General features: G+C 41.4%; 20 protein-coding genes and 3 pseudogenes. 12 read left to right on the top strand and 11 right to left on the bottom strand.

All coding sequences use genetic code 11. The annotated features are described in order from the left end of the window. The first annotated feature begins 521 nt into the window (after positions 1 to 521). Genes amaP through BHU33_RS07325 form a run of 5 tightly spaced genes read left to right on the top strand, consistent with a single transcriptional unit; the run spans position 522 to position 2,249 of the window. A complete protein-coding gene (gene amaP, locus BHU33_RS07305; RefSeq protein ID WP_054646976.1) occupies positions 522 to 1,082 on the top strand; it encodes an alkaline shock response membrane anchor protein AmaP in 561 nt (186 codons plus the stop codon). Positions 1,083 to 1,093: 11 nt separating this feature from the next. Then, positions 1,094 to 1,279: a DUF2273 domain-containing protein gene (locus tag BHU33_RS07310; RefSeq protein ID WP_003596522.1), complete on the top strand. Its 186-nt coding sequence runs from the start codon at positions 1,094 to 1,096 to the stop codon at positions 1,277 to 1,279. 27 nt (positions 1,280 to 1,306) lie between these two features. Beyond that, positions 1,307 to 1,831, top strand: coding sequence for an Asp23/Gls24 family envelope stress response protein (locus BHU33_RS07315; protein ID WP_054646977.1), 525 nt, complete (start codon positions 1,307 to 1,309; stop codon positions 1,829 to 1,831). 14 nt (positions 1,832 to 1,845) lie between these two features. Beyond that, complete coding sequence (locus BHU33_RS07320) at positions 1,846 to 2,097, top strand: GlsB/YeaQ/YmgE family stress response membrane protein (protein ID WP_003680323.1); 252 nt, start codon at positions 1,846 to 1,848, stop codon at positions 2,095 to 2,097. An 11-nt stretch (positions 2,098 to 2,108) separates the two neighbouring features. After that, positions 2,109 to 2,249, top strand: coding sequence for a hypothetical protein (locus BHU33_RS07325; RefSeq protein ID WP_103422828.1), 141 nt, complete (start codon positions 2,109 to 2,111; stop codon positions 2,247 to 2,249). Positions 2,250 to 2,625: 376 nt separating this feature from the next. Here BHU33_RS07325 and BHU33_RS07330 read toward each other — a convergent pair whose 3' ends face one another. Then, positions 2,626 to 3,555, bottom strand: a complete 930-nt coding sequence (locus tag BHU33_RS07330; RefSeq protein WP_054646978.1) for an IS30-like element ISLpl1 family transposase — start codon at positions 3,553 to 3,555, stop codon at positions 2,626 to 2,628. A 191-nt stretch (positions 3,556 to 3,746) separates the two neighbouring features. On the opposite strand from BHU33_RS07330, the gene BHU33_RS07340 reads away from it, so the two are divergent. The 5 genes and pseudogenes from BHU33_RS07340 to pgmB (BHU33_RS07375) all read left to right on the top strand — a co-directional run bounded on the left by BHU33_RS07340 (position 3,747) and on the right by pgmB (BHU33_RS07375) (position 10,824). After that, positions 3,747 to 5,486: a pyruvate oxidase gene (locus BHU33_RS07340; protein ID WP_054646979.1), complete on the top strand. Its 1,740-nt coding sequence runs from the start codon at positions 3,747 to 3,749 to the stop codon at positions 5,484 to 5,486. Positions 5,487 to 5,954: 468 nt separating this feature from the next. Then, the gene (locus BHU33_RS07795) at positions 5,955 to 6,170 is read left to right on the top strand and encodes a transposase (protein ID WP_103434006.1); all 216 of its coding nucleotides are present in this window, start codon (positions 5,955 to 5,957) and stop codon (positions 6,168 to 6,170) included. 17 nt (positions 6,171 to 6,187) lie between these two features. Then, positions 6,188 to 6,964 carry an IS3 family transposase gene (locus BHU33_RS07355; protein ID WP_263850802.1) on the top strand — a complete coding sequence of 259 codons (777 nt, stop codon included), beginning with the start codon at positions 6,188 to 6,190 and terminating at the stop codon, positions 6,962 to 6,964. Between the two features lie 453 nt (positions 6,965 to 7,417). Beyond that, the gene (locus BHU33_RS07370) at positions 7,418 to 10,135 is read left to right on the top strand and encodes a glycoside hydrolase family 65 protein (protein ID WP_054646980.1); all 2,718 of its coding nucleotides are present in this window, start codon (positions 7,418 to 7,420) and stop codon (positions 10,133 to 10,135) included. Between the two features lie 18 nt (positions 10,136 to 10,153). Further along, positions 10,154 to 10,824 (top strand): annotated as a pseudogene (gene pgmB, locus BHU33_RS07375) (beta-phosphoglucomutase). Positions 10,825 to 10,943: 119 nt separating this feature from the next. Here pgmB (BHU33_RS07375) and BHU33_RS07380 read toward each other — a convergent pair. Next, positions 10,944 to 11,714, bottom strand: a complete 771-nt coding sequence (locus BHU33_RS07380) for a Cof-type HAD-IIB family hydrolase (protein ID WP_054646981.1) — start codon at positions 11,712 to 11,714, stop codon at positions 10,944 to 10,946. Between the two features lie 200 nt (positions 11,715 to 11,914). Here BHU33_RS07380 and BHU33_RS07385 point away from each other — a divergent pair. Next, a protein-coding gene (locus tag BHU33_RS07385) for an IS3-like element IS1163 family transposase (protein ID WP_103434005.1) occupies positions 11,915 to 12,984 on the top strand; the annotation gives its coding sequence in 2 pieces (ribosomal slippage) (positions 11,915 to 12,143 and positions 12,143 to 12,984; 1,071 coding nt in all). 141 nt (positions 12,985 to 13,125) lie between these two features. Here the strand turns inward: BHU33_RS07385 and BHU33_RS07800 are convergent. The 3 genes from BHU33_RS07800 to BHU33_RS07735 are packed head-to-tail and all read right to left on the bottom strand — an operon-like array spanning position 13,126 to position 14,273. Beyond that, positions 13,126 to 13,455: an integrase core domain-containing protein gene (locus tag BHU33_RS07800; RefSeq protein WP_080952801.1), complete on the bottom strand. Its 330-nt coding sequence runs from the start codon at positions 13,453 to 13,455 to the stop codon at positions 13,126 to 13,128. A gap of 3 nt (positions 13,456 to 13,458) precedes the next feature. After that, on the bottom strand, positions 13,459 to 14,016 hold the full coding sequence (locus tag BHU33_RS07685) for an IS3 family transposase (protein WP_318530520.1): 558 nt from the start codon (positions 14,014 to 14,016) through the stop codon (positions 13,459 to 13,461). Positions 14,017 to 14,021: 5 nt separating this feature from the next. Next, a complete protein-coding gene (locus BHU33_RS07735) occupies positions 14,022 to 14,273 on the bottom strand; it encodes an IS3 family transposase (RefSeq protein WP_002816285.1) in 252 nt (83 codons plus the stop codon). Positions 14,274 to 14,458: 185 nt separating this feature from the next. On the opposite strand from BHU33_RS07735, the pseudogene BHU33_RS07405 reads away from it, so the two are divergent. Then, a pseudogene (locus tag BHU33_RS07405) lies at positions 14,459 to 15,407 on the top strand (transposase). Between the two features lie 431 nt (positions 15,408 to 15,838). Here BHU33_RS07405 and pgmB (BHU33_RS07410) read toward each other — a convergent pair. The 6 genes and pseudogenes from pgmB (BHU33_RS07410) to BHU33_RS07440 all read right to left on the bottom strand — a co-directional run. Beyond that, positions 15,839 to 16,510 carry a beta-phosphoglucomutase gene (gene pgmB, locus BHU33_RS07410; RefSeq protein WP_054646975.1) on the bottom strand — a complete coding sequence of 224 codons (672 nt, stop codon included), beginning with the start codon at positions 16,508 to 16,510 and terminating at the stop codon, positions 15,839 to 15,841. 2 nt (positions 16,511 to 16,512) lie between these two features. Beyond that, complete coding sequence (locus BHU33_RS07415; protein WP_054646974.1) at positions 16,513 to 17,496, bottom strand: aldose epimerase family protein; 984 nt, start codon at positions 17,494 to 17,496, stop codon at positions 16,513 to 16,515. A gap of 56 nt (positions 17,497 to 17,552) precedes the next feature. After that, positions 17,553 to 19,811, bottom strand: coding sequence for a glycoside hydrolase family 65 protein (locus tag BHU33_RS07420; protein WP_054646973.1), 2,259 nt, complete (start codon positions 19,809 to 19,811; stop codon positions 17,553 to 17,555). Between the two features lie 15 nt (positions 19,812 to 19,826). Further along, positions 19,827 to 21,185 carry an SLC45 family MFS transporter gene (locus BHU33_RS07425; RefSeq protein ID WP_056997587.1) on the bottom strand — a complete coding sequence of 453 codons (1,359 nt, stop codon included), beginning with the start codon at positions 21,183 to 21,185 and terminating at the stop codon, positions 19,827 to 19,829. 132 nt (positions 21,186 to 21,317) lie between these two features. After that, on the bottom strand, positions 21,318 to 22,307 hold the full coding sequence (locus BHU33_RS07430; protein ID WP_004561985.1) for an IS30 family transposase: 990 nt from the start codon (positions 22,305 to 22,307) through the stop codon (positions 21,318 to 21,320). 400 nt (positions 22,308 to 22,707) lie between these two features. Continuing rightward, positions 22,708 to 23,187: pseudogene (locus tag BHU33_RS07440) on the bottom strand (IS5 family transposase); the annotation flags it as partial. Between the last annotated feature and the right edge of the window lie 124 nt (positions 23,188 to 23,311).

The raw sequence follows: 23,311 nt of genomic DNA on the forward strand, positions 1-23,311 counted from the left end.
TCAGTTCTTCACATTTTTGCCGAAACGGTTAGTTTCGCTGTTAACAGCAAGCTAAATGGTTAAATTAATTAAAATATGCCCTGTGATACCAAGGGATCAGTCTGTCTTCATACTTTCAAGTTTCAGTATTTAAAAGAAAATACCAAGATATTACTACTTTTCTAACATACAGTGATATCCTTGCAAGGATAAATCGTATTATTAATAGACAAAGAAAGAGCATTCCTTAATTTTGATAAATGATTTGGTCTGATAAACGGCTCTTCGCAAGCGCTTAAGGATTAATCCTTAATAACTATAATTTATACATTAGAGTTATTTGTTTTCTCCGAATTTAAAATCTAAGTACAGCAAGTCGAATTATACAGGGCTATGAGGCCCAAACCATTGGCCATTAGGGTATACCCTAATGGCTAGATTGGTTTAGTCAAACAAAAATCTTAATTGGTTCCTTATAAGAGCATATAATTCCATAATCACTACCTGTGTTGTGCTATAACTATGGTAAAGGTGGTGATGATTTGCGATTTATATTTAAGGCATTAATAGTAGTTGTTATTATCCTTGCATTTCCTTTATCCATAGTTCTTGTCTTTAAAAATTGGTCAACGGCCATTGGTACTAGTACACCCATGTCATTAAAGCTTGGTTGGTTGGAGCAGTACGAACCGATATACCTCTTTTGGAGTGGAGTAATTCTGGCGGTACTGTTAATTATTTTTTTGCTTATCACACTTTTTTGGCCACGGTCACAATCATTATATCTTCATCAAAAGTCTGATGGTCAAGTGACCGTCAGTAAGAAAGCTATTGAACATTTTGCGCTTTCAGCACTTCAACATGAACCCTTTATTGGCAACCCCAAGGTATCATCTAAGTTATCACGAAAAGGGATCACACTTAAAATATCGGGTGATCTACTAAATTCAGTCAATGCCAAGCAACAGACTGAAAATTTTCTTAATCAATTAAAAAAAGATTTGCGTATTTGTCTTGGAATTTCTGAACAGAAAAAAATTAAAATCAGACTCGTTGATTTTAATGAGTTGGACGCTAATGTGCATAAATCTCGAGTTGTCTAGGAGGTGATAACGTGACCGAACTCATTAAAGCCTATTTTTGGCCACTAATTGGTGGAATTATGGGATTGCTCTTAGCGGTCCTTATCATCACTTTTGGATTTTTCAAGACGCTTTTTGTTTTGATTTTTATGGCAATCGGGATTACCGCGGGTTATTATATTCAAAAAACTGGTATCTTAACAAATGTTTTTAAATAACTGTTTGAATTATAAGGAGGAAAAATTATGCAGAATGGAACGCCAAGTGAGAAAACAACAACTAACGAAAAGTCCGGTGTTAAAGGCAATTTAACATTTGATAATAAGGTTATTCAAAAGATCATTGGTATCGCACTTTCTGAAGTAGATGGCGGCTTTTTCGCAAATGTTGCTGAAAAACTAGTTAATACTTCCGATGTCACATCAGGAATTGATGTAGAGGTTGGAAAAAAGCAGGTTGCAGTGGATCTCGACATTGTTGCTGAATACGGCATTGATATTTCTAAACTGTATGACAAGATCAAAAATGTTATCGTTCGGGAAGTAAAGAATATGACCGAATTAGAAGTAATTGAGGTAAATGTGAATGTTGTTGATGTCAAGACAAAGGAGCAACATGAAAAAGATTCGACTTCTCTGCAAGATCGCGTGAGCGATGCCACAGACAAAACGAAGGAAGCCATCAGTAAGGGCGCAAAGAAATCGAAGGAAACATTAGGTGACAGCGTTGATAAAGTAACGTCTGACAATAAATCTAGTCGTGTTAACTAAGGGAGTGAGTAAATATGGGACTTATATGGTCATTAATCGTCGGGGCAATCATTGGTGCCATTGCTGGCGCAATCACTAACCGTGGTGCTGCTATGGGCTGGATTGCAAACATCGTAGCTGGTTTAATCGGTGCGTGGATTGGCCAAGGGCTCCTTGGCACTTGGGGCCCTTCGTTAGCTGGCATGGCATTGATACCATCGATCATCGGGGCAATTATTTTAGTTCTGATTGTTTCATTAGTTGTTGGTCGAACCAGTAAAAAGTAAGGGAGAATTTTATGGACGTCTTGAAAAGTGTATTTAAGGTTATGATCGCTTCTACGCTCATTGTAGGTGGTGTCCTCATCGGTGGCACCGTCTTGGCTGCTAAGAAAGTAGATGGCATTGGTGATACATTGCAACAAAAATTACATGGATAATTAGCCAAATTTATCTGTATTAGGCTTCTTAGAACGTAAATAATTGAGCAATTGAAGATCAGTTAATCAATATTTAAATTGGTGAGATAACCCTTTATAAATATAGATTGGAATTTTTTTGATAATTAATCAAAGCAGGCACTTTTTTACATAGGTGCTTGCTTTGATTTATCTATACATTATGACCTAGCAGTTAAAAACTGTTTTTACAGATATAAATATAGTATTCTTACTGATTCTTTAATTTTATATTTGGTTAAAGAGCTAGGCTGCCTGTATAATAGATCCAGTAGAGAAGTTAAGGCGGTGGCTATTTCCAATCGGAGGTGGTGCTTATGGTGTTAAACCTTTAAAGCCCATAAGGTAGATTGCAAATTTAATCCGAATTTTTGGACAAATTTGTCAGCATAACCTGATACGGTGTTTGCCGGTTGAGTATTTTAAGCGGTCGCTGGTTAATTTGGAGTAACGTCGTCGTTAAATCTTGAGCACTAATGTGCTCAAAACGAGTCCCTTTAGGATAAAAATAACGTAAATTCCGATTAAAGCGTTCATTACTACCACGTTCAGCTGGCGTATAAGCATGGCAGTAATAGGTCTTAATACCATATTGTGATTCAAGTGATACTAGCCCACTAAACTCAGTGCCACGGTCCACAGTAAAGCTGTGCACCGGACCATTAAAAGTGGTTAGGAACTTAGTTAGTGCTTCATTAACAGTCGCTGTCGTCCGATCTTTTAACCGGTATGCCCAAAGGAACCGTGATTTGCGATCGATTAAAGTTAATAAAACTGCCTTACTATGCCCACGAGGACCAACGACTGTATCTAGTTCAAAATCGCCGATGCGATTACGTCGATTAATCATCATGGGACGCTGTTCAATTGATCGCCCCAAAGATTGATTATATTTGGATCGTTGGTCAACGTTACGCTGTTGGCGTACGTCATGTTCAGGTAGATCATTCAAGGAGAAACCAATTCTCCCCTGATTTAGCCAATTATAAATAGATTTAGTAGCTAGTTTAAATTCGTGAGCAATCATTCCTGGTGACCAGCTTAGACGTAAATGGTTGAGAATTTTTTGCTTTAACTCATCGCTCAGCTTAGTTTTCCGACCACATCGTGATCGCTTGTATTCGGCATCTGTTTGTGCTAATTCAGCCTGATAAGGTTGACATCGAGATAATTCATAAGAAATTGTTGACGGTGATCGGTTCAGCCGAACGCCCATTTGGATATTGGACAGCCCTAGTTCACAAAAGGTTTCGATTTTAATTCGTTCGGAATAGGTTATACTAGACAAAAGATCAGCTCCTAAAAGATGGGTTTGTGGTAAACACCATTTTAAAGGAAGCTGATCTTTTTTGTCCGAACAGCGTTCGGATTAATTTTACAATCTACCATATTAATAATTCTAGTTTTTGCAATTCCATTTAAATTGTCTACAATGAAAGTAAGCTTTCTTAACATCGTTTATGGAAAGGATGACGCAATATGGCTCAAAAAGCTTCTGAACAATTAGTCGACGTCTTAATTGATTGGCATGTAAAACACGTTTATGGACTACCGGGGGATTCCATCGATACAACTGTCGATGCTTTACGCAAACAACAGGATCAGATCGGATTTGTCCAAGTCCGTCACGAAGAAGTTGCTTCCTTGGCAGCAGCGGCCGAGGCTAAGTTAACCGGTAAGCTTGGTGTCTGTCTTTCAATCGGTGGGCCAGGCGCAATTCATATGTTAAATGGCCTTTATGATGCCAAAATGGATCACGTGCCAGTACTGGCTTTACTTGGTCAGGTTGATACCCAGTTTTTAAACGAGGAATACTTCCAAGAAGTGAATACACCACAACTATTTGCGGACGTTGCGGTCTATAATAAACTAATTTCTGCCACTGACAATTTAGCTGAAATCGTTGATGAAGCCATTCGAACGGCTTATGAGAAACATGGAGTCGCAGTTTTAACCATTCCGGATAACCTTCCGGAACAAAGGGTCAGCGACCACTATATCAGTTCCGCTTCTTCTTTCCAATTGACATCACCACAAATAGATGACAATCGCCTTAATACAGCCGCTAAACTGATTCGTGATTCCAAAAAACCGCTTGCATTGGTTGGTTTGGGGGCAAAAAAAGCCGGCAGCCAGGTTGCGGCCTTCTTAGAGCAAAACCATATTCCGTTTATTTCAACGTTGCCCGCAAAGGGGATCATTGGCGACAATCATCCTAATTCGCTGGGAAATGTTGGTAAGTTGGGGACAAAGCCGGCTTATGAAGCCATGCAAAATACCGATCTGCTTCTAATGTTCGGCACAAATTATCCCTATACCGCGTACTTGCCCAAACCAGGGACGGCCAAAAGCATCCAAATCAATACCAGTGCGTCAGCAATCGGAAAACGTTATCCGGCTGATGTTGGATTGGTAGCCGATATCAAAGACGTTATAAAGCAACTTAATTCTTCTGAAACAAAGATCCTCCATCCTGATGATGGTTTTTTAAAGGCCTGTCAGGAAAATGTTGCTAACTGGAATCGTTGGATGACCGGCAAACGTGAACTCGATTCCAAGCCAGTTGCACCCGAAGCATTATTTAACGATATTAATGAAACGGCACCGCATAATACAATTTATTCAATTGATGTTGGAACAGCCACCTCTTGGAGCGCCCGTTTCTTAAACGTATCACCAACACAAAAATTTATCTTGTCCTCTTACTTAGGGACAATGGGATGTGCATTACCGGGAGCGATTGCAGCAAAAATAAATTATCCCGATCGACCGGTTATCTCGGTTAATGGTGATGGTGCGTTTGCAATGGTCATGCAGGATTTCATTACGGCAGTTAAATACAAGTTACCATTAATTAATATCGTACTCAATAATTCAAAGCTGGCCTTTATTGAATACGAACAACAGGCCGCCGGCCAATTAAATTATCAAATCGACTTACAGGATATGGATTACGCCAAATTTGCCGATGCGGCTGGCGGTGTTGGCATTACTGCTAAAACTTCCGAAGAATTTAAGAACGCATTGAACAGAGCCTATCGGGTCCAGAATATGCCGGTACTGATCAATGCTTATGTCAGTGATGATGCACCTTTGCCGGGCAAGATTGTCGGTCAGGAAGCTAAAGGATACATGAAATTTGGCAGCCAATATCTTAAAGAAGAGAAAAAAATACCTGAACTACCACCACTAAAAGATATTTTGCGCCAATTTTTCTAAGCAAAACAAGTAGGCCACCGAATTCAAAGGAAAAAATCCCAATCACTATTTGAAGTGTCTTTTAACAAAAGCCTTTCGGCACTAATAGATATATTGCATAGTGATTTGTTGGTGCTGAAGGGCTTTTTGGTCTAAAACTCAGGATTCACCTAGAATTTATTGATAAATGATACCTGAAAAAGTTAATTTGAAATCTTCGTTTTTGACAGTTTTAAGATAGCCGTGATAATCTGGAAGTTTGTCAAATGGTGTTGAAGGATAGTTTCTATCTTTTGGAGATCTCCTCGTGTGGGAGATCTTTTTTGTTGTTTTATTAGTTGCGGCGTTTAATCTGGTGTGTTGTCTGAATATTGGATGTAAGCTGATTCCTGAGACAACTTTTAAGAGCGCGTATAATGAATAAATCGTCTCTCAAAAGGAAGGAATTTTTACATGCCAACTCGTTACGACAAATAATTCAAACAAAACATCATCAACCTATATAAACAAGGCGAATCAGCCGCCCAACTGGCCAGAGAATATGGCATTGGCTATTCAACCGTTCATAAGTGGATCCAGGGCCAAGCCAAAACTCAATCCGGTAAATCGCCAGACGAAATTAAAGCGATGGAAAAGCGGCTGGCTTCCCTGTCTGAGGAGAACGAAATCCTAAAAAAAGTCCTGGGCTTCCTTGCGCAGAAGTAACCAATATTTTTGATTACATTCACCAAGAAAGCCATCACCACCAGGTAACTAAGATGTGCCGAATCCTCGGTGTTTCCAGAGCTCAGTATTATCGTTATCGATCCCCCAAGCCTTCAAAACGCCGGGCCGAAGATGCGGACTTAAAACAACGGATTCTGCGGATCTTTGCGGAATTCAAGCAGCGATACGGCGTTATGAAGATCCACCATGAATTGAATCTGGAACTTCAACCACTGCAGCGTCGGTGCAGCCCACGACGGATTTCCCGGCTCATGAAGGAACTGGATATCCACTCCGTTACCGTCAATAAATGGAAAGCGGCTTCGGCTTCCAAAACCAAGGTTGAACAGCGTCCCAACTTGCTTAAGCAGGATTTCTCGACCACTGGTTTAAATCAAAAATGGACCGCTGATATGACCTATATTCAAACGAAGCGTAATGGCTGGTGTTACTTATCAACCATCATGGATCTGCACTCAAGACGAATTATCGGCTATTCATTCTCAAAAAAGATGGCTACTGATTTAGTCTTAAAGACCCTTGAAAGCGCGGTTAAAAATCGAACCATTACTGGGGACCTGATTATCCATACGGATTTAGGATCACAGTATACCAGCGATGATTACAATCAACGTTTAACTGAGCTACATATCCGCCACTCATACAGCCGTAAGGGTTGTCCGTATGATAATGCGCCAATGGAATCCTTTCACGCTTCCCTCAAAAAGGAATGTGTTTATCCAGTGCCGGTCTTTGAAGATTATGAAACTGCCGCTGCCGTCCTTTTTGAATAGGTGCATGCTTTCTACAATAGGAAGAGCATTCATAGTTCACTGGGCTACCAGACCCCCTTACAAGTTGAAATTGCAACACTTACGAGCCAAATGGCCGCCTGATTTAATGCTTTCCAGGGTTCAAATAAGTTATTAATCACGATTAATGATTTATTTGAGTTGTGGAAGGTAAACGCGGTTCTGAATGTCTCTTAAAACCTGTCTCAAATATTGACTTCAATCCAAAATCATTAATCGGATAGTTAAAAAACAGCCCAAAACCGCCAGTGTTGATCGCAAGGAAGTCCTGCTTTCAGAAATCAAAGATCTACTCGAAAATCAGCAAAAATGAAAACAGCCGGCTTGCTCAAATTGCTTTCAAACCCCCAATTAATTGCGATTACCGGATATTTGAACTAGAATTAACTTATAGATGATTTTCACAAATGGAAATACTTGAGAAGAGGTTTTGTTATGAGAACGTTTGCGATAAGGGCTCGTGATGGGGTCATGGAAATCAATTATTCAGAGAATTCCAATAAGCCCCCTTTTAGGAAGTTTATGATCACCTACAACCCCAAATTTTCAATTGGCGATAATCTTGAGAACATTAAGGCTGCCCTCACTGGGTTGCCAATTGATGCAGCAATTATTGAGAATTCATTGAACTATGAATTCTCTGACACAATCATCGGTATTAATCATCAAAAGATCGATATTGGCCTAGCAATTGCCAACATGATGAATATTCCGGTCGTTAACCTGCATAAAGTTCAAGATGTTGGTTTGGAAAAAGCAGTGGCAGAAAAACAGGAATATTTGAAGTGGCACCTTGATTATTATGGTGAGTACAGCGGCAAGCGTAACTATGGGCAAGAGGCCATGCTGACAATCGGTAACGGCTACTTTGGCCTGCGGGGTGCGTATGTCGAAGCGAACGCCAACCAGGATAATTACCCTGGGATGTACGTTGCTGGTGTCTACAATCAACTCACAACCAAAATTAACGGTCGGGATGTTGTCAACGAAGATCTAGTAAACCTCCCCAATGCTCAATACATCAGTTTTGGGGTGGATCATCAACAACCGTTTGAAATTAAAAAAGAAGATATTCAAGATATTTATCGAAGCCTAAATTTGCGAACCGGTGTTTTAACAACCACCTTGCATATTCAATTATCAACTGGCCACATTTTGCAAGTTCGGGCTACCAAAGTTGCCAATATGACAAATTGGCATCGTTATTCCATCAAGTATGAATTAAAACCAATCAACTTTTCTGGGAGCATTCAACTCTATTCAAAAATTGACGGGACTGTTATTAATGGCAATGTTGAGCGCTATCAGGATTTCGATCAACACCATATCGACGTCATTGGCATGGATGCCCACGATAACCAGATTTCGTTAACCGGTCAAACCAAGACGTCCCACGTTAACTTTGTGATTAATTCTAAGCTTTCTAGCAAAGATATCGATACCACCAAGTTAATTTCAGCTGAAACTGAAGATAAACAAATCCAGCAAAAATTGGATATCCAAGTAGAACCTGAGAAACCGTATGTATTTGAAAAATGTGTCACAGTATTTACCAGCCAAACTCAGGATGCCAACTTGAAACAACCCGCCCAAAAGGAACTGAACGCTTCTTCGTTCAATGACACCCTCGCCGACAGTCAAAAGTTCTGGAGCAACGTTTGGCAGAATTCAGATATCCAAATTGATAATGATATGACCAGCCAAAAACTGACGCGGGTTAACATCTACCATATGCTTGTGACAAGTGCTACCTTGGCTTCTGGTCAATTAGATTCCTCAGTCGGCGCTCGTGGCTTGCACGGTGAAGCTTATCGAGGCCACATCTTCTGGGATGTCACCTTTGATCTACCGTTTTATTCTATTCATTACCCAGCAATTGCTAAACAGTGCTTGTTATATCGCTATAATCGAATCGGTGAAGCGCGCAAATACGCCGCCTCGGAAGACAAGCAAGGGGCAATGTATCCTTGGCAGTCAGGGATGTATGGGGATGAACAATCTCAATTTGTTCACTTGAACCCGGTTAGTGGTGAATGGGATCCGGATAACAGCCGCTTGCAACGTCACGTTTCACTGTCAGTTGCCTACGATGTCATTAATTATGTTCATCTAACAGGTGATACCGAATTCATGAAGAACTACGGATTAGAAATGTTATTGTCAATTTGCAAGTTCTGGGTCAGCATGGCAAGCTACGATAAAAAAGATGATCGTTACGATATTCATCACGTCATGGGACCAGATGAATTCCACGAAGAATATCCAAACTCTGATGATCACGGACTCACTAATAATGCTTATACCAATATCATGGTTTCTTGGTTATTTGATAAAGTCGCAGAGCTGATGAGTCATGAAGATCCTAAGATAATCAAATCTGCCAATGAAAAAGCCCAAACAGACAATAGTTTACTTGATCAAATGAGTGATATTGCCCACAAACTTCGTCTCGATATCAACGAAGAAGGCATCATTGGTCAATTTTCCGGTTACTTCAATCTTTCCAAGCTCAACTTTGATTCTTACCGGAAGAAATACGGTGATATATCGCGAATTGATCGACTGTTAAAGGGTGAAGGTAAGTCACCTGATTCCTATCAAGTTGCCAAACAAGCCGACACTTTGATGGCTTATTACGAATTACCATTTGATGAAGTTCAAAACGTCATTACCCGGCTTGGTTACAAGTTGCCCGCCAACTACTTTACCACCAATTTAAGATTTTACCTTGATCGAACGACTCACGGATCCACCCTTTCACGAATTGTTTATTCAGTTCTGGATGAAATGGATGGCCATATGGATCAATCCTGGCAATTGTTCTCAACCGCCTTGTTCTCCGATTACTATGATATCCAAGGTGGGACCACTGCTGAAGGTATTCACCTTGGCGTCATGGGTGCTACGCTTGAAATTGAAACCAAGTGTTACGGCGGGGTTCGGTTTGACACCGACGAGGTTTCCATCAACCCGCACCTTCCAACCACTTGGAGTAAGCTATCATTTAAGCAAACGTATCAAGGCATCACGTACAATTTTGAAATCGGTCATCATAAAATCAATGTGACTGCCGATTCGAGCAGTCACATCAAGGTTGGTGACAAGGGTTATTCATTATCCAAGAACAAGCCAACTGTTATTACTTACAAATAAGATTAGGAGTGAAATACAATGGCAAAGTTTTCAGATATTAAAGGTTTTGTCTTCGATCTCGACGTTGTAATTACGGATACTTCGGTTTTCCACAGCCAAGCTTGGCATCAAGTTGCTGACAAGGTGGGTGCCCATGGTCCAAAGAACTTGAAGACGGATTAAAGGGAATCAGCCGGATGGATTCTCTTGAAATGCTTTTAAAAGCAGGTAATCTACAAGACCACTATACTGACGATCAGAAGGTTGATCTTGCAACGGAAAAAAATACAAACTACTTGAAGTTGGTTGACAAAATGACTCCAGCTAATATTCTTCCGGGGATTAAAGAATTCCTGGATGAAATTAAAGATGGTGGTTATCTGTTATCATTAGCTTCTGCATCAAAAAATGCTCCTACTGTTTTGAAGAAGCTACAATTGACTGATTATTTTCCAAAGATTGTGGATCCAAAAACTTTGAGCAAAGGCAAACCAGATCCAGAAATTTACCTCAAAGGTGCCGAACTGATCAATTTGAAACCAGAACAATGCATTGGAGTCGAAGATGCTGCCGCTGGAGTTGAATCAATTAACGCCGCTGGGGAAACCTCCATTGGAATTGGTGACAAGACAATTTTGAAGGATGCAGATGTGAACTTTACTGATACCAGTGAAATGACCTTGGCTAACATTAAAAAACAGATGGACTAATTCAATCCATTTGGAAAACTGGGACAATTGATGCTTTAATCCAATCATTTAAGGGCTTCATCCCAAAATCCAAAACGAGGATTTCAGGGTGAAGCCCTTAAATGATTGCATGTCGTAAGTTATTTGATTAACCCGTAATGCTTCAGCCCATTCACAATTCCGCCATTCACATTTGAAGTAGTGACGAATGATGCTTTGGCTTTCACATCTGGGTGACCATTACCCATTGCGACTGGGTAATCCACTTCAGCAAACATTTGCAAATCATTCAGCTGATCTCCGAAAGCATAGGACGGAATGTCCCCTAATTGCGCTTTCTTCAAGAGTGCTTGAATGCCGGTTTGCTTCGATACCCCCCACTTCATCGTATCTAAACAGCGAGGATTATTTCTAACCAATGACAATTCACCCTTGAATTCATCCTGATACAGTTTATCTTTATCATAATTAAAAACGTTCAAGAAATTGACTTCATGAGTCTTGTAAAAGTCCGGCTCAACGTGCGGCGTCAATCTTAACAGCCGATAGTTAACTTTAGTTAAGTCATTTTCAGCTGTTAAGGCAAATTCTTCATTGTTATAGAATGAAATCACATCGCCCTGCTTTTTGGCAAATGCTAAAATCTCTTCAATCACCTCATCACTAATTTGCTCAGCCTTTAGCTTTTTCCCTTGATATTGAACGTAACTACCGTTCGCACTGACTAATGAATTGATACCGGCAGCGTCAATCACATATTGAATTTCAAAAATATTTCGGCCAGTTGAAATTACAGGGAGAATATTGTTCTCTCGTAACTGATTAATTGCTGCAATGTTGTCATCAGAAACATTCTTTTGATTATCAAATAGTGTGCCATCTAGATCAAAAAAAACAACCGCTTTATACATTGAATTCCCTCCATTTAACTCGATATCTACATTGTACTACTTAATCTACTGCTCCCTGAAAATTTCGCCTGACTTTTGACAAAAATATGTATATTGTGTTTCCATAATTTGTGATACACTATTGCTCCTATCCTAGTATTTGGTACATAAATTTCTGAACAGTTGTGCCATAATTAATAAAACAAGATAGGAGCATTCCAATGAAACGATATCAAGATGATTTTAAAGCCAGCATTGTGAAGATGCATCGTGAAGAGAAAAGATCTATTCGCTCGCTTTCCGAGGAATACGGTGTTTCTCCAGCCGCAATTCATAACGGGGTTAAAGGCGCTAAATCAGTTGAGCTAGAAGACGGTACTGAAGTAACGTCCAAAGAATTCAAACAACTTCAAAAGGAAAATCAGCGATTAAAGGAGGAACTTGAAATTTTAAAAGCTGCGGCGGTGTTACTGGGAAAGCATTAGGACGAATTAATTGCCTTGTCTTCATAGAAGATCAGTTATTGCGACACCGCTTATCAATTATTCTTTCGGCACTGAAATTACCGCGCAGCACCTATTACCATTGGAAAAGATATCAACCTAGTCAACACGAACGTGTTGATAATCAGCTCAAAGAAAAAATTAAATTGATTTGGGAAAATAATTATCGTGCCTATGGTTATCCACGAATAACGATGGTGCTTCGCAAGTCAGGCATCTGTGTTGGGTCAAAACGAATTTTACGATTAATGAGGGAAATGGAGATTCACTCTTTAATGAATCGGCGATTTAAAAAACCTGGCACTCATGTGGATCATTCACAACGCTCCAATTTAAGCAAGCACCAGCCCAATGCAAGGATATGGCGTGCTGACATTACTTATTTGGAATTACGTCCAGGAACCTGGGTTTATCTCAGTTCTATTTACGAACCAAAGGTTCATCAAGTCCTTGCTTTCAAGATTGGTCGTCAGATGGAGGCGACGTTAGTTGTAGAAACGATTAATCAGGCGCTTGAATGTCATCAAAAGCCACAATATTTTCACTCTGACATGGGTTCACAGTACACCAGCAACGAAGTTGAAACTTTACTTGAACGGCATCAGATTAGCCACTCATACTCAAAACAAGGTTATCCTTATGATAATGGGCCAATTGAAGCTTTTCACTCATTGTTGAAGAGAGAGTTTGCCTTTCAAACAACTTTTTCCAATTTTGAGGACTTGGTAATCCGAACCTCAAATTACATCAGTTGGTTTAATTCCGACAGAATTAGAACGAGTGTTTAGAAAAAGATGTGCCATTTATTGACATAGGAGCAATATTTGAGACAGATTTTAAGAGACATTCAGAACCGCGTTTACCTTCCACAGCTCAAATAAATCATTAATCGCGATTAATAACTTATTTGAACCCTGGAAAGCATTAAATCAGGCGGCCATTTGGCTCGTAAGTGTTGCAATTTCAACTTGTAAGGGGGTCTGGTAGCCCAGTGAACTATGAATTCTCTTCCTATTGTAGAAAGCATGCACATATTCAAAAAGGACAGCAGCGGCAGTTTCATAATTCTCAAAGACCGGCACTGGATAAACACATTCCTTTTTGAGGGAAGCATGAAAAGATTCCATTGGTGCATTATCGTATGGACACCCCTTACGGCTGTAAGAGTGGCGGATATGTAGTTCTGTTAACCGTTGGTTGTAATCATCGCTGGTGTACTGTGATCCTAAGTCTGTGTGGATAATCAGGTCCCCAGTAATGGTTCAATTTTTAACCGCGCTTTCCAGGGCCTTTAAGACTAAATCAGTAGCCATCTTTTTTGAGAATGAATAGCCGATAATTCGTCGTGAGTGCAGATCCATGATGGTTGATAAGTAACACCAGCCATTACGCTTCGTTTGAATATAGGTCATATCAGCGGTCCATTTTTGATTTAAACCAGTGGTCGAGAAATCCTGCTTAAGCAAGTTGGGACGCTGTTCAACCTTGGTTTTGGAAGCCGAAGCCGCTTTCCATTTATTGACGGTAACGGAGTGGATATCCAGTTCCTTCATGAGCCGGGAAATCCGTCTTGGGCTGCACCGACGCTGCAGTGGTTGAAGTTCCAGATTCAATTCATGGTGGATCTTCATAACGCCGTATCGCTGCTTGAATTCCGCAAAGATCCGCAGAATCCGTTGTTTTAAGTCCGCATCTTCGGCCCGGCGTTTTGAAGGTTTGGGGGATCGATAACGATAATACTGAGCTCTGGAAACACCGAGGATTCGGCACATCTTAGTTACCTGGTGGTGATGGCTTTCTTGGTGAATGTAATCAAAGATATTGGTTACTTCTGCGCAAGGAAGCCCAGGGCTTTTTTTAGGATTTCGTTCTCCTCAGACAGCGAAGCCAGTCGCTTTTCCATCGCTTTGATTTCGTCTGGCGATTTACCGGATTGAGTTTTGGCCTGGCCCTGGATCCACTTATGAACTGTTGAATAGCCAATGCCATATTCTCTGGCCAGTTGGGCAGCTGATTCGCCTTGCTTATATAGGTTGATAATGTTTTGTTTGAATTCTTTGTCGTAACGAGTTGGCATGTAAAAATTCCTTCTTTTTGAGAGACGATTTATTCATTATACCCTCTCTTAAAAGTTGTCTCAGGAATGAGAGCGTAAAATATCTTGTGTAAATGCATAAAAGATTTCTGAATTGTATAGAAATAGTGAATGCCTTCCCTTATGATATTTAGTAACCACAGAAAACATCACAGGAGGCATTCCCCATGAATGAACTTACCACAGAAATTATCGCTGCACTAGCCCAAAAGCAAGATTTGGACGAAGTTTTTCGTCACCACCTCGAAATTGCGATTAACCAGCTGCTTCAAACCGAATTGGCAGAGTTTTTGGGTTACGAACGCTACTCATACGCTGGGATTAACACTGGTAATAACCGCAACGGCAGTTATGAGCGCTCGTTTGATACGAAGTACGGCCAACTTAACTTAACCATTCCTCGAGATCGCAATGGCCGGTTTGAAAATCATACCTTGCCAGCCTACGGTCGGCACAGTGATAATTTAGAAACAACGGTCATTCAGTTGTATACCAAGGGAATTACCACTGCTGAAATTGCCGAACTCATTGAGAAAATGTACGGTGCTCACTACTCCAAAGCCACGGTTTCCAACATGACTAAAGCCGTCAATGAACAGGTTCAAGCTTTCCAGCAACGCCGATGGGTTAGTTGGTTTGGATGAAGGCTTGAATCGGCATTTCCCTAAAGCCAAACGACAACGTTGCCTGGTTCATGTTGGGCGGAATCTGATGAACAAAGTTCGCGTAAAAGACCGCAAGGCCGTGATCAGTGACTTTAAACAAGTTCATCGGGCCGCCAACCGTGAAGCAGCCGAACTGAAACTGAATGAGTTCGCCAACAACTGGCATCAGACCTATCCCAAATTAATCAAAGATCTGCTTAAAATGCCGAATTTACTCACTTTCATGGACTTTCCACCAGCTATCCGGCAATCACTATACTCCACTAACCTGATTGAGAACTTTAATAAGCATCTCAAGCGCACCACCCACCACAAAGAACAATTTCCAACGGAAGATTCACTGGATCGCTTCCTGGTTTCTCAGTTTAATGTTTATAACGAGAAGTCTCTGAAGCGGATCCACCGAGGGTTCAAAGGACTCCAGGACACCTTGGAAGCATCATTTATTTAAGTTAGATACATATTATATGTACGAAGGCATTTCATTTACACAAGATTCTTGACGCTACCTGTTTTGTATGCTTCCAAAATATTTGGGAATCCCCAACCTTTCACGACTGCAATTGGCTCAGCAGACATCAGCAGTATTCGATTACTAAATGGTGCAAAAGGTGTTGGCATTTCTGTCTCTGAGAATCTATCAATTGTGATCATCGATTGGACAGAATTAACCCAATTAGCACGTCCTATTTTAGCACCTGTGCAGTAAAAATTTACACAGATGGATGAATTAGCTATTACGGCTCTCGTTGATCACATACAACAACGCATACCGTAACTTTTACCGATATCACACTCAAGCAGGGCAATACGGTGGCAAATGTTAATTAAAACAACAAAAGAGTGTCAGTGTTTTTATGTACTGACACTCTTTTTAGTTATCTATTGCATTTTAGCTTCAATATTTGCTAATGTCACTTCTGAAGTAGACTCAAAATTCAGATCCGCTCCTGACAACACATCTGAAATACCAACTGCTAGTGATGTTTCACCTGCGCCATTGATTGAGGAAATTCCAGCAGCTGAATCTTCCAATCCAATGACATTTTCTGGATCTAAATGTAAGACTTCCGCAGCACGAACGAAGATTTCAGGATCAGGTTTCCCCTTTGTCAAAGTGGCGGGATCAACAATGCCAACAAAATATTCGGTCAATCCCAAATGATCTAGAATCATTGGTGCGTTTTTAGAAGCTGATGCCACCGACATTGTATAGCCAGCTGCCTTAGCTGATTGAATGAAATCTTTCATGCCAGGCAAAATATCATCTTCAGTCAATGTTGAAATGAGTTGTTGATAATTATGATTTTTCTTTTCTGCTAATGCTTCTTTATCTGCTTGAGAAAAATCATCGGCATGATCCCCAGCATCCAAAATCATTTGCAAGGAAGCCATGCGACTGATGCCCTTCAAACCTTCAGCCAATTCTGGTGTCCAAGTTGTGCCAACCTCATCAGCTGTTTGATGCCAAGCTTCACCATGAAAGCGCGCCGTGTCAGCAATAACGCCATCTAAATCAAAGGCAAAACCTTTAATATCTGAAAATTTAGCCATTTTTATTTATCCTCGTTTTTTTTAATTTGGTAAGTTACAGTATATGTTTTTGTTTCATTTGCTGGCAAAACAATATCACCAAAGCCTTCATGATTAACCGCATCAGGCAAGGTCTGCATCTCAATAGCAAGCGCTGTTTTAATGTCACTGCTATCGTCAGGATTGGCAGTGAATACAACCACACCATTGCGATCTGAATCCACTGTCAAGGTCAAACTTTCATCGGGTGAAGTTAGTCCTACTCCCTCCCCTTGACGGCTGGGATCTAATACCCAAGCATCATCGTAATGCTCTTGTCCCAAGGCATGCAAATGCGCAAAATCAAATTTTGTATTTTGATTATCAATCACGTTACCGGTTGGAATCATGTGATTATCAACTTCAAGATGTTGACGTGATGCAATTTGTAATTTATGCTGACTGATATCTTGATCCTTACCAACTAAATTAAAGTAGACATGCGTCATTGGATTGAACAATGTATTCTCGGTTGAAACGCCACTAAATATAATGTCTAAACGATCTTCATCGTCCAATCGATAGGTCACTTGGGCAGCTAATTGTCCGGCGAATTCATCATCAAAAGTACGTGTGAAATTAATTTCCGCCGCTGTACCCAAATTTCTTGCTTCACCGTGCCAATTAACCGCATCAAAGCCATTAATGCCAGAGTGTAAAACATTGCCATGATCATTTGGCGTTAATGTAAAATGTGCCCCATTAATATCATAATCAGTTTTTGATAGACGACCACCAACACGACCAATTGTATTTCCAAAATGGAATGGATTATCTAAATACGCGGCTAAATCATCAAATTGGACTAACAATTCTTGTTTGACACCATCACGTTCAACGGAAAACGATTGCCAAGTTGCCCCGTATGAAATTGCAGTAATCTGTGTGTGCTTGATATTTTCTAGGGTAAACGCCGTCACGACTTTTCCGTCAGGTAATTGCCCAAAATCCTTCTCTACTACTTTCATGATATCCTTTCCTGCTATACAGCAAATGAGCGATTCCTCGCTCATCATCATGCTTATTACTTACTCAATTCAACAGGCTTACCGGCAACATCAATCGTAATTGGTTCGCCATCAATTAACTTGAAGTGGGAACCATCCTGATCAACGTCGACTTCAATTAAACGATCACGGAAGACTTGTCTAAATGAATAGTGTGACCATTTCTTCGGCAGGAATGGTGCGTAATGCAACTTGCCGTCGCGAACCCGCATCCCAGCGAATCCTTGGACCACCGCAATCCAGCCGCCGGTCATCGCCGTAATGTGCAGGCCATCAACGGTATCGTTATTGTAGTTGTCCAAATCCAGCCGGGCAGTTCGCTCGTAAAGTTCAACCGCTTTGTCTTCATAGTGAAGGTCGGCTGCCAATACAGAATAAATCGCAGGTGACAGACTTGACTCATGGACCGTGTATTGTTCATAGAAGTCAAAGTTGGACTTTTTCTGTTCTGGTGTGAAATCATCAATGAAGTCCCAGATTCCTTGCAGCACATCACCCTGCTTAATGTAAGGTGACCGCAAAATCTTGTCCCATGACCAGTTCTGGTTCAATGGTAATTGATCGGCAGGAATTTCTGATACCGGCTTGAGATCTTTATCGAGGAAGCCATCGTGTTGAACGAAGATGTTGAGATCTTTGTCATATGGCAGATACATGTTGTCGACAATGTCTTGCCAATGCTTCTTTTCATCTTCACTAACATTCAGCTTCTTAGCTTGTTCGGGTGAAACTTCCTTAAGAATCTGAAGCGTGTATTTCAACGTCCACTGGGCCAGAATGTTGGTATACCAGTTATTATCAACGTTGTTTTCATACTCATCAGGGCCAGTCACGCCATGAATCATGTAATTCTTGTTTCGCTGGCTGTAGTGAACCCGGTCTGCCCAGAAACGGGAAATTTCGGTCAAGACTTTTGAACCTTCGTTTAGAACATACGAAGTGTCGCCGGTGTAACGGGTGTAATTGTAAATGGCAAAAGCAATATCGCCATTTCGGTGAATTTCCTCAAAAGTAATTTCCCATTCATTATGACACTCGATTCCGTCAAAAGTGACCATTGGGAACAGGGCACCCTTGAGTCCCTGCTGTTTGGCGTTATGGTACGCACCGTCCAACTGCTTGTAACGATACATCAAGAGGTTGCGGGTTACCTTAGGATCGGTAATTCCCAGGTAGACAGGCACCGCAAAGGCCTCGGTATCCCAGTAGGTAGCACCACCGTACTTCTCACCAGTGAAGCCTTTCGGGCCGATGTTCAAGCGTGAATCCTCACCATAGTAGGTGGAGAAGAGTTCGAACAAGTTGAAACGGATTCCCTGTTGGGCTTCGGTGTCACCATCAATGACGATGTCAGATTTGTTCCAGCGATCGGCCCAGACCTGCTCATGAGCTTCAAGCAGTTCATCGTATGACTGGCCGGCAACCTTGTCGCTTAATTGATGCATGGCGTCAGTTAAAGCAGCTTGAGTATCATAATCTCTGGAAGTCACAATGATCACGCGCTTTTCAAGTTGAGCAGATTCATTGGGTGCCAAGACACCGGTGAATTTGTTGACAACTTCTTTTTCACTGGGTTGAGCCACTTTGTCAGCAGTCAAATCCGTGACGTTACGCATTTCCATTCCGGAAGTGAACCGGGGTGTCCCAAACGGGTTCGGGGTTGTTTCGGCAAGGACATTGCCTGAATCAGTCCCCTGTTCAGTTGAGAGAACCTCCCAGAACCGTTCGTCGTAGTTGGCGTCCTCGTTCTTAACGTCACCGTCGATAGCGGAATCAATCACCAGATCCACTTTATTTGAGCCGACGTTTTGAACGCGCACCCGCTGAACGGACAATTCCGGCTGGGCAACGCTCAAGAAACGAACAAATTCGACTGCCACCTTGGCATCACCTTTGGTAACCGTAAACGAGCGGGTTAACAAGGCTTTTTTCATATCAAGATTGAGTTCGAAATCACTGAACTGGTCTTTGGCCAGGTCGATGGCTTCACCATTAATTTTAATGTGCATCTTGATGAAATTAACCGCGTTAACAACTTTCCCAAAGTAATCGGGATAACCGTTCTTCCACCAGCCAACTCGGGTCTTGTCCGGATACCAGACACCACCAAGATAGATGCCGTTTAAGGTGTCGCCACTGTAATCTTCCTCGAAGAATCCGCGCATCCCCATATAACCATTTCCTAGGCTGGTCATGGATTCTTGAAGCCGTTTGTCTTCTGGCTTGAAGTCATGAGTCACAATGTTCCAAGGCGTCACTTCAAAAGTTCTTTTCATAAATAAACGTCCTTTCTATGCTTTGTAAGTTTCTTTGATAAATCCAACTGAGGCTGCACCAAGGGCCATGATGAAGCCGGCCAACAAGAACATATTTGGCTGAGCGTTACCCAATAATGGGAATAAGCCAAAGCTGGCAAGTGAGGCAACAATTTGTGGCAGGCAAATTGAACCGTTGAACAGTCCAAGATAAGTCCCCATATGTTCACCAGACAGGGCGTTGGTAACCATCGTTAATGGATAAGTGTTCATCGATGCCCAAGCTATTCCAACTAAGATAAATGACAGAATCAAAATGTATTGAGTGTGAATGAAGAATACGGAGATAAATCCAACTGCACCAAGGGCCAAACTAATTGAGTAGCCCAACTTGTGGTAGTTGTTTGGCATTTTAGCCAAGACATATGACCAGATAACCGCAGCGATTGATTGAACGGCAGCTAAGACACCGTACCAGTTACCGGCAGCTTGATAGCCTGCAGAAGCGGCATTGGTAGTGTTCCAAACGTTGCTGGCAATCGCACCGGCTGAGTAGGTCCAGAGATATTGGAAGGCAATCCAGCAGAAGAATTGAACCAATGTCGTCGTCCAAAATACTTTCGGTGCCTTCTTAAGCAATGTCCACCAGTTACCACCGGTTGAGTTAGCCTCTTCAGTAATACCGTGATATTTGGCGTAAGTCTTGGGATCATATTCATGAACTTTGAAGATGGTCAGCAAACTTGTCAGTAACAGAATTGCCGCACCAACATAGAAGGAAATCACAACTGATTGTGGAACGACACCCCTTTTAGCGGTATTGGCGACGCCGAATGCCGTAAAGATAAATGGGAAGATGGCTGCGATGACCGCACCACCATTTGACAGGAAACTTTGAATGCCGTATGCATAACTCTTTTGGTCATCATTGACCATATCGCCGATCATCATCTTGAATGGCTGCATGGCAATGTTAGACGACACATCTAGCAGGGCAACAGTGACTGCCCCGAATACCAATGCCGTAATTGATGCGTACCCGAAGCCAAAACTCCCCGAATTAGGCAACAGACACATCACGATGATGGCAATCAAGGTTCCTAATGCCAAGTATGGCAATCGACGGCCGCCCAACTTGGGTGCCCAAGTTCGATCTGAATAATAACCGATAATTGGTTGAACGATTAAGCCTGCAAGAGGTGGCAAAATAAAGAACCAGCCCAACTTGTTGGGATCTGCCCCAATCGTTTGAAAAATTCGACTCATTTGTGAGCTTTGCAGGGTAAAAGCAATCTGCACACCTAAGATGCCAAAGTTGATCATCCAAATGGTACTGGCGGGAAGTTTGGGCAAACCAGACTTCTTGGTTGCAGCTGCGCTACTTTGTTCATCCATTTCATATTCCTCCAATTCAAAATATCGTATTAATAATAGCGTTTGCATTTTGTATTATGGCACCTTTTGGCAGAAGTTGCAAACGGTTGCATGAAATAAATTGAGCATTTTCAAAATTTAAGGCTTGAATTGTCAAATTAAGTGCAACACTACATTAAAGAATATTTCATAAGGCGTTTTCCATCCGAGACATTTACGGGGACGATTATTCATTTGTTCTGCATATGCTTGTATCCGGCGGTCAGTAATTGAATCAAGGTCAGTTCCTTTTGGCAAATATTCGCGAAGCAAGCCGTTAGTATTTTCGTTAGTTCCTCGTTGCCAAGGAGAGTGAGGATCGGGAAAGTAGAAGGGCGTACCAAACTTATCAGTTAAACATTGAACTTTGGCAAACTCTTTACCCCTATCCGGGGTAATCGTTAACGATCTACCAGGCCATAGCTTCATTAAGTCGCTCAAAGTATCCGTGACTGCTTCTGAAGTTCTTTTAGCAGCTTTACCAATAAGCAGGTAACGAGATTTTCGATCAACCAATGTAACGACACAAGCCTTTCCGCTTTTGCCTAACACGGTATCACCTTCCCAGTGACCAATTTCTACACGGTTGTCAGCTTCTCGCGGACGATCATGAATCTTGTTGGGGATTGGAATCTTGCCTCGCTTTTCTTGATAAGCTTTATTGTGGCGAGACTTGCCGTGATGCCTTAGATGGCGCACGGCACTAGAGCTGCCAGATTTAAACAAATTATCAAATAAGCCATTGAAAATCCCACGGTAAATAGTCGTGGTACTGATCTGCACCGGATACTTTTCGACTGCCAAGCGATTCGATATTTCCTCCGGAGACCAAAGGTCTTCGCAGAAGTGTTCTCTCACCACTTCAAACACCTGAGGATTACTCAAAAGAGAGACTCTGCCACAGTTGCCTTTGCGCTGTTTGTACTTCTCCTGAGCCTTCGAAGGTGAATAGGATTTACCAGTAGAATTACGGCTTAATTCTCGAGAAATGGTTGAGTAACTTTTCTTGATATGGCTGGCAATCTCACGAAGTGAGTTTCCATGATTCCTCATTAAAAAGATAGTTTCCCGTTCATCTATGGTAATATGCTTGTAGTGATCCATGGCTAAATTCCTTTCATGATTGTTTTCGCAAACATCATTTTACAGAAATTTGGCCATGGGCCATTCTTTATTTAATTAGTGTTGCACTTAAAGTGTAAATTCAAGATCATATTAAAAAATGCTCCTATGCTATTAGTTTACAGGGCAGAAGAAAATCTGTCCGTAAATCTAGCATAAGAGCATATACCTGTCTTTGATATAGAACAGACACATGGCGCCCCCGTACCTAATGTTAATGATTTTGTAAAAGAAAACTTATCAGACCATAAAAACGTCAGCAATCTATACAATGAGCTAAAGAATTATTTAAACGAAAATACCGACCTGAAAGTAAGCGAACAGAATTTAGACCCACAAAAAGGTGTAAAAGGATATTTTCGACCTGATACTAAGAAGCTGTCTAAAATCTCTTAAGTAATAGTGCTAAAAACGCTAAAACGACCATTTGCAGACTGGTGGTTAATTGACGCTCACAATTTTTCCAAAGTCGCCGACAATTCTCTAGCCAACTAAAAGATCGTTCGACTACCCAACGTTGGGGCATGACTTCGAATCGATGCAACTCATTGCGCTTCGCAACCTGCACGGTTGCGTTTAAATTACTGGCTACATCGAGCTGAAAATTAACGCCTGAATAACCACCATCAACTAAGACATTTTGAACCTGGCGTAAATGCATGGCATGTAAAGCGATCATGGCACTGGCCCCGTCTCGATCAGAGACGTTCGCTCGCGTCATGTGAATGGCCTGCGGAAAGCCATTGATATCAACTGCCAGATGGCGCTTAATCCCCGAGATTTTCTTACCAGCGTCGTAACCTTTGTTTTCAGCAGTAGCGGTGTTTTTGACGCTCTGAGCGTCAACGATAATAAAGGAACTGAAACTTGAAAGTATGAAGACAGACTGATCCCTTGGTATCACAGGGCATATTTTAATTAATTTAACCATTTAGCTTGCTGTTAACAGCGAAACTAACCGTTTCGGCAAAAATGTGAAGAACTGA

This window comes from Fructilactobacillus lindneri DSM 20690 = JCM 11027, assembly GCF_002907375.1.
GTDB classification, from domain to species: domain Bacteria; phylum Bacillota; class Bacilli; order Lactobacillales; family Lactobacillaceae; genus Fructilactobacillus; species Fructilactobacillus lindneri.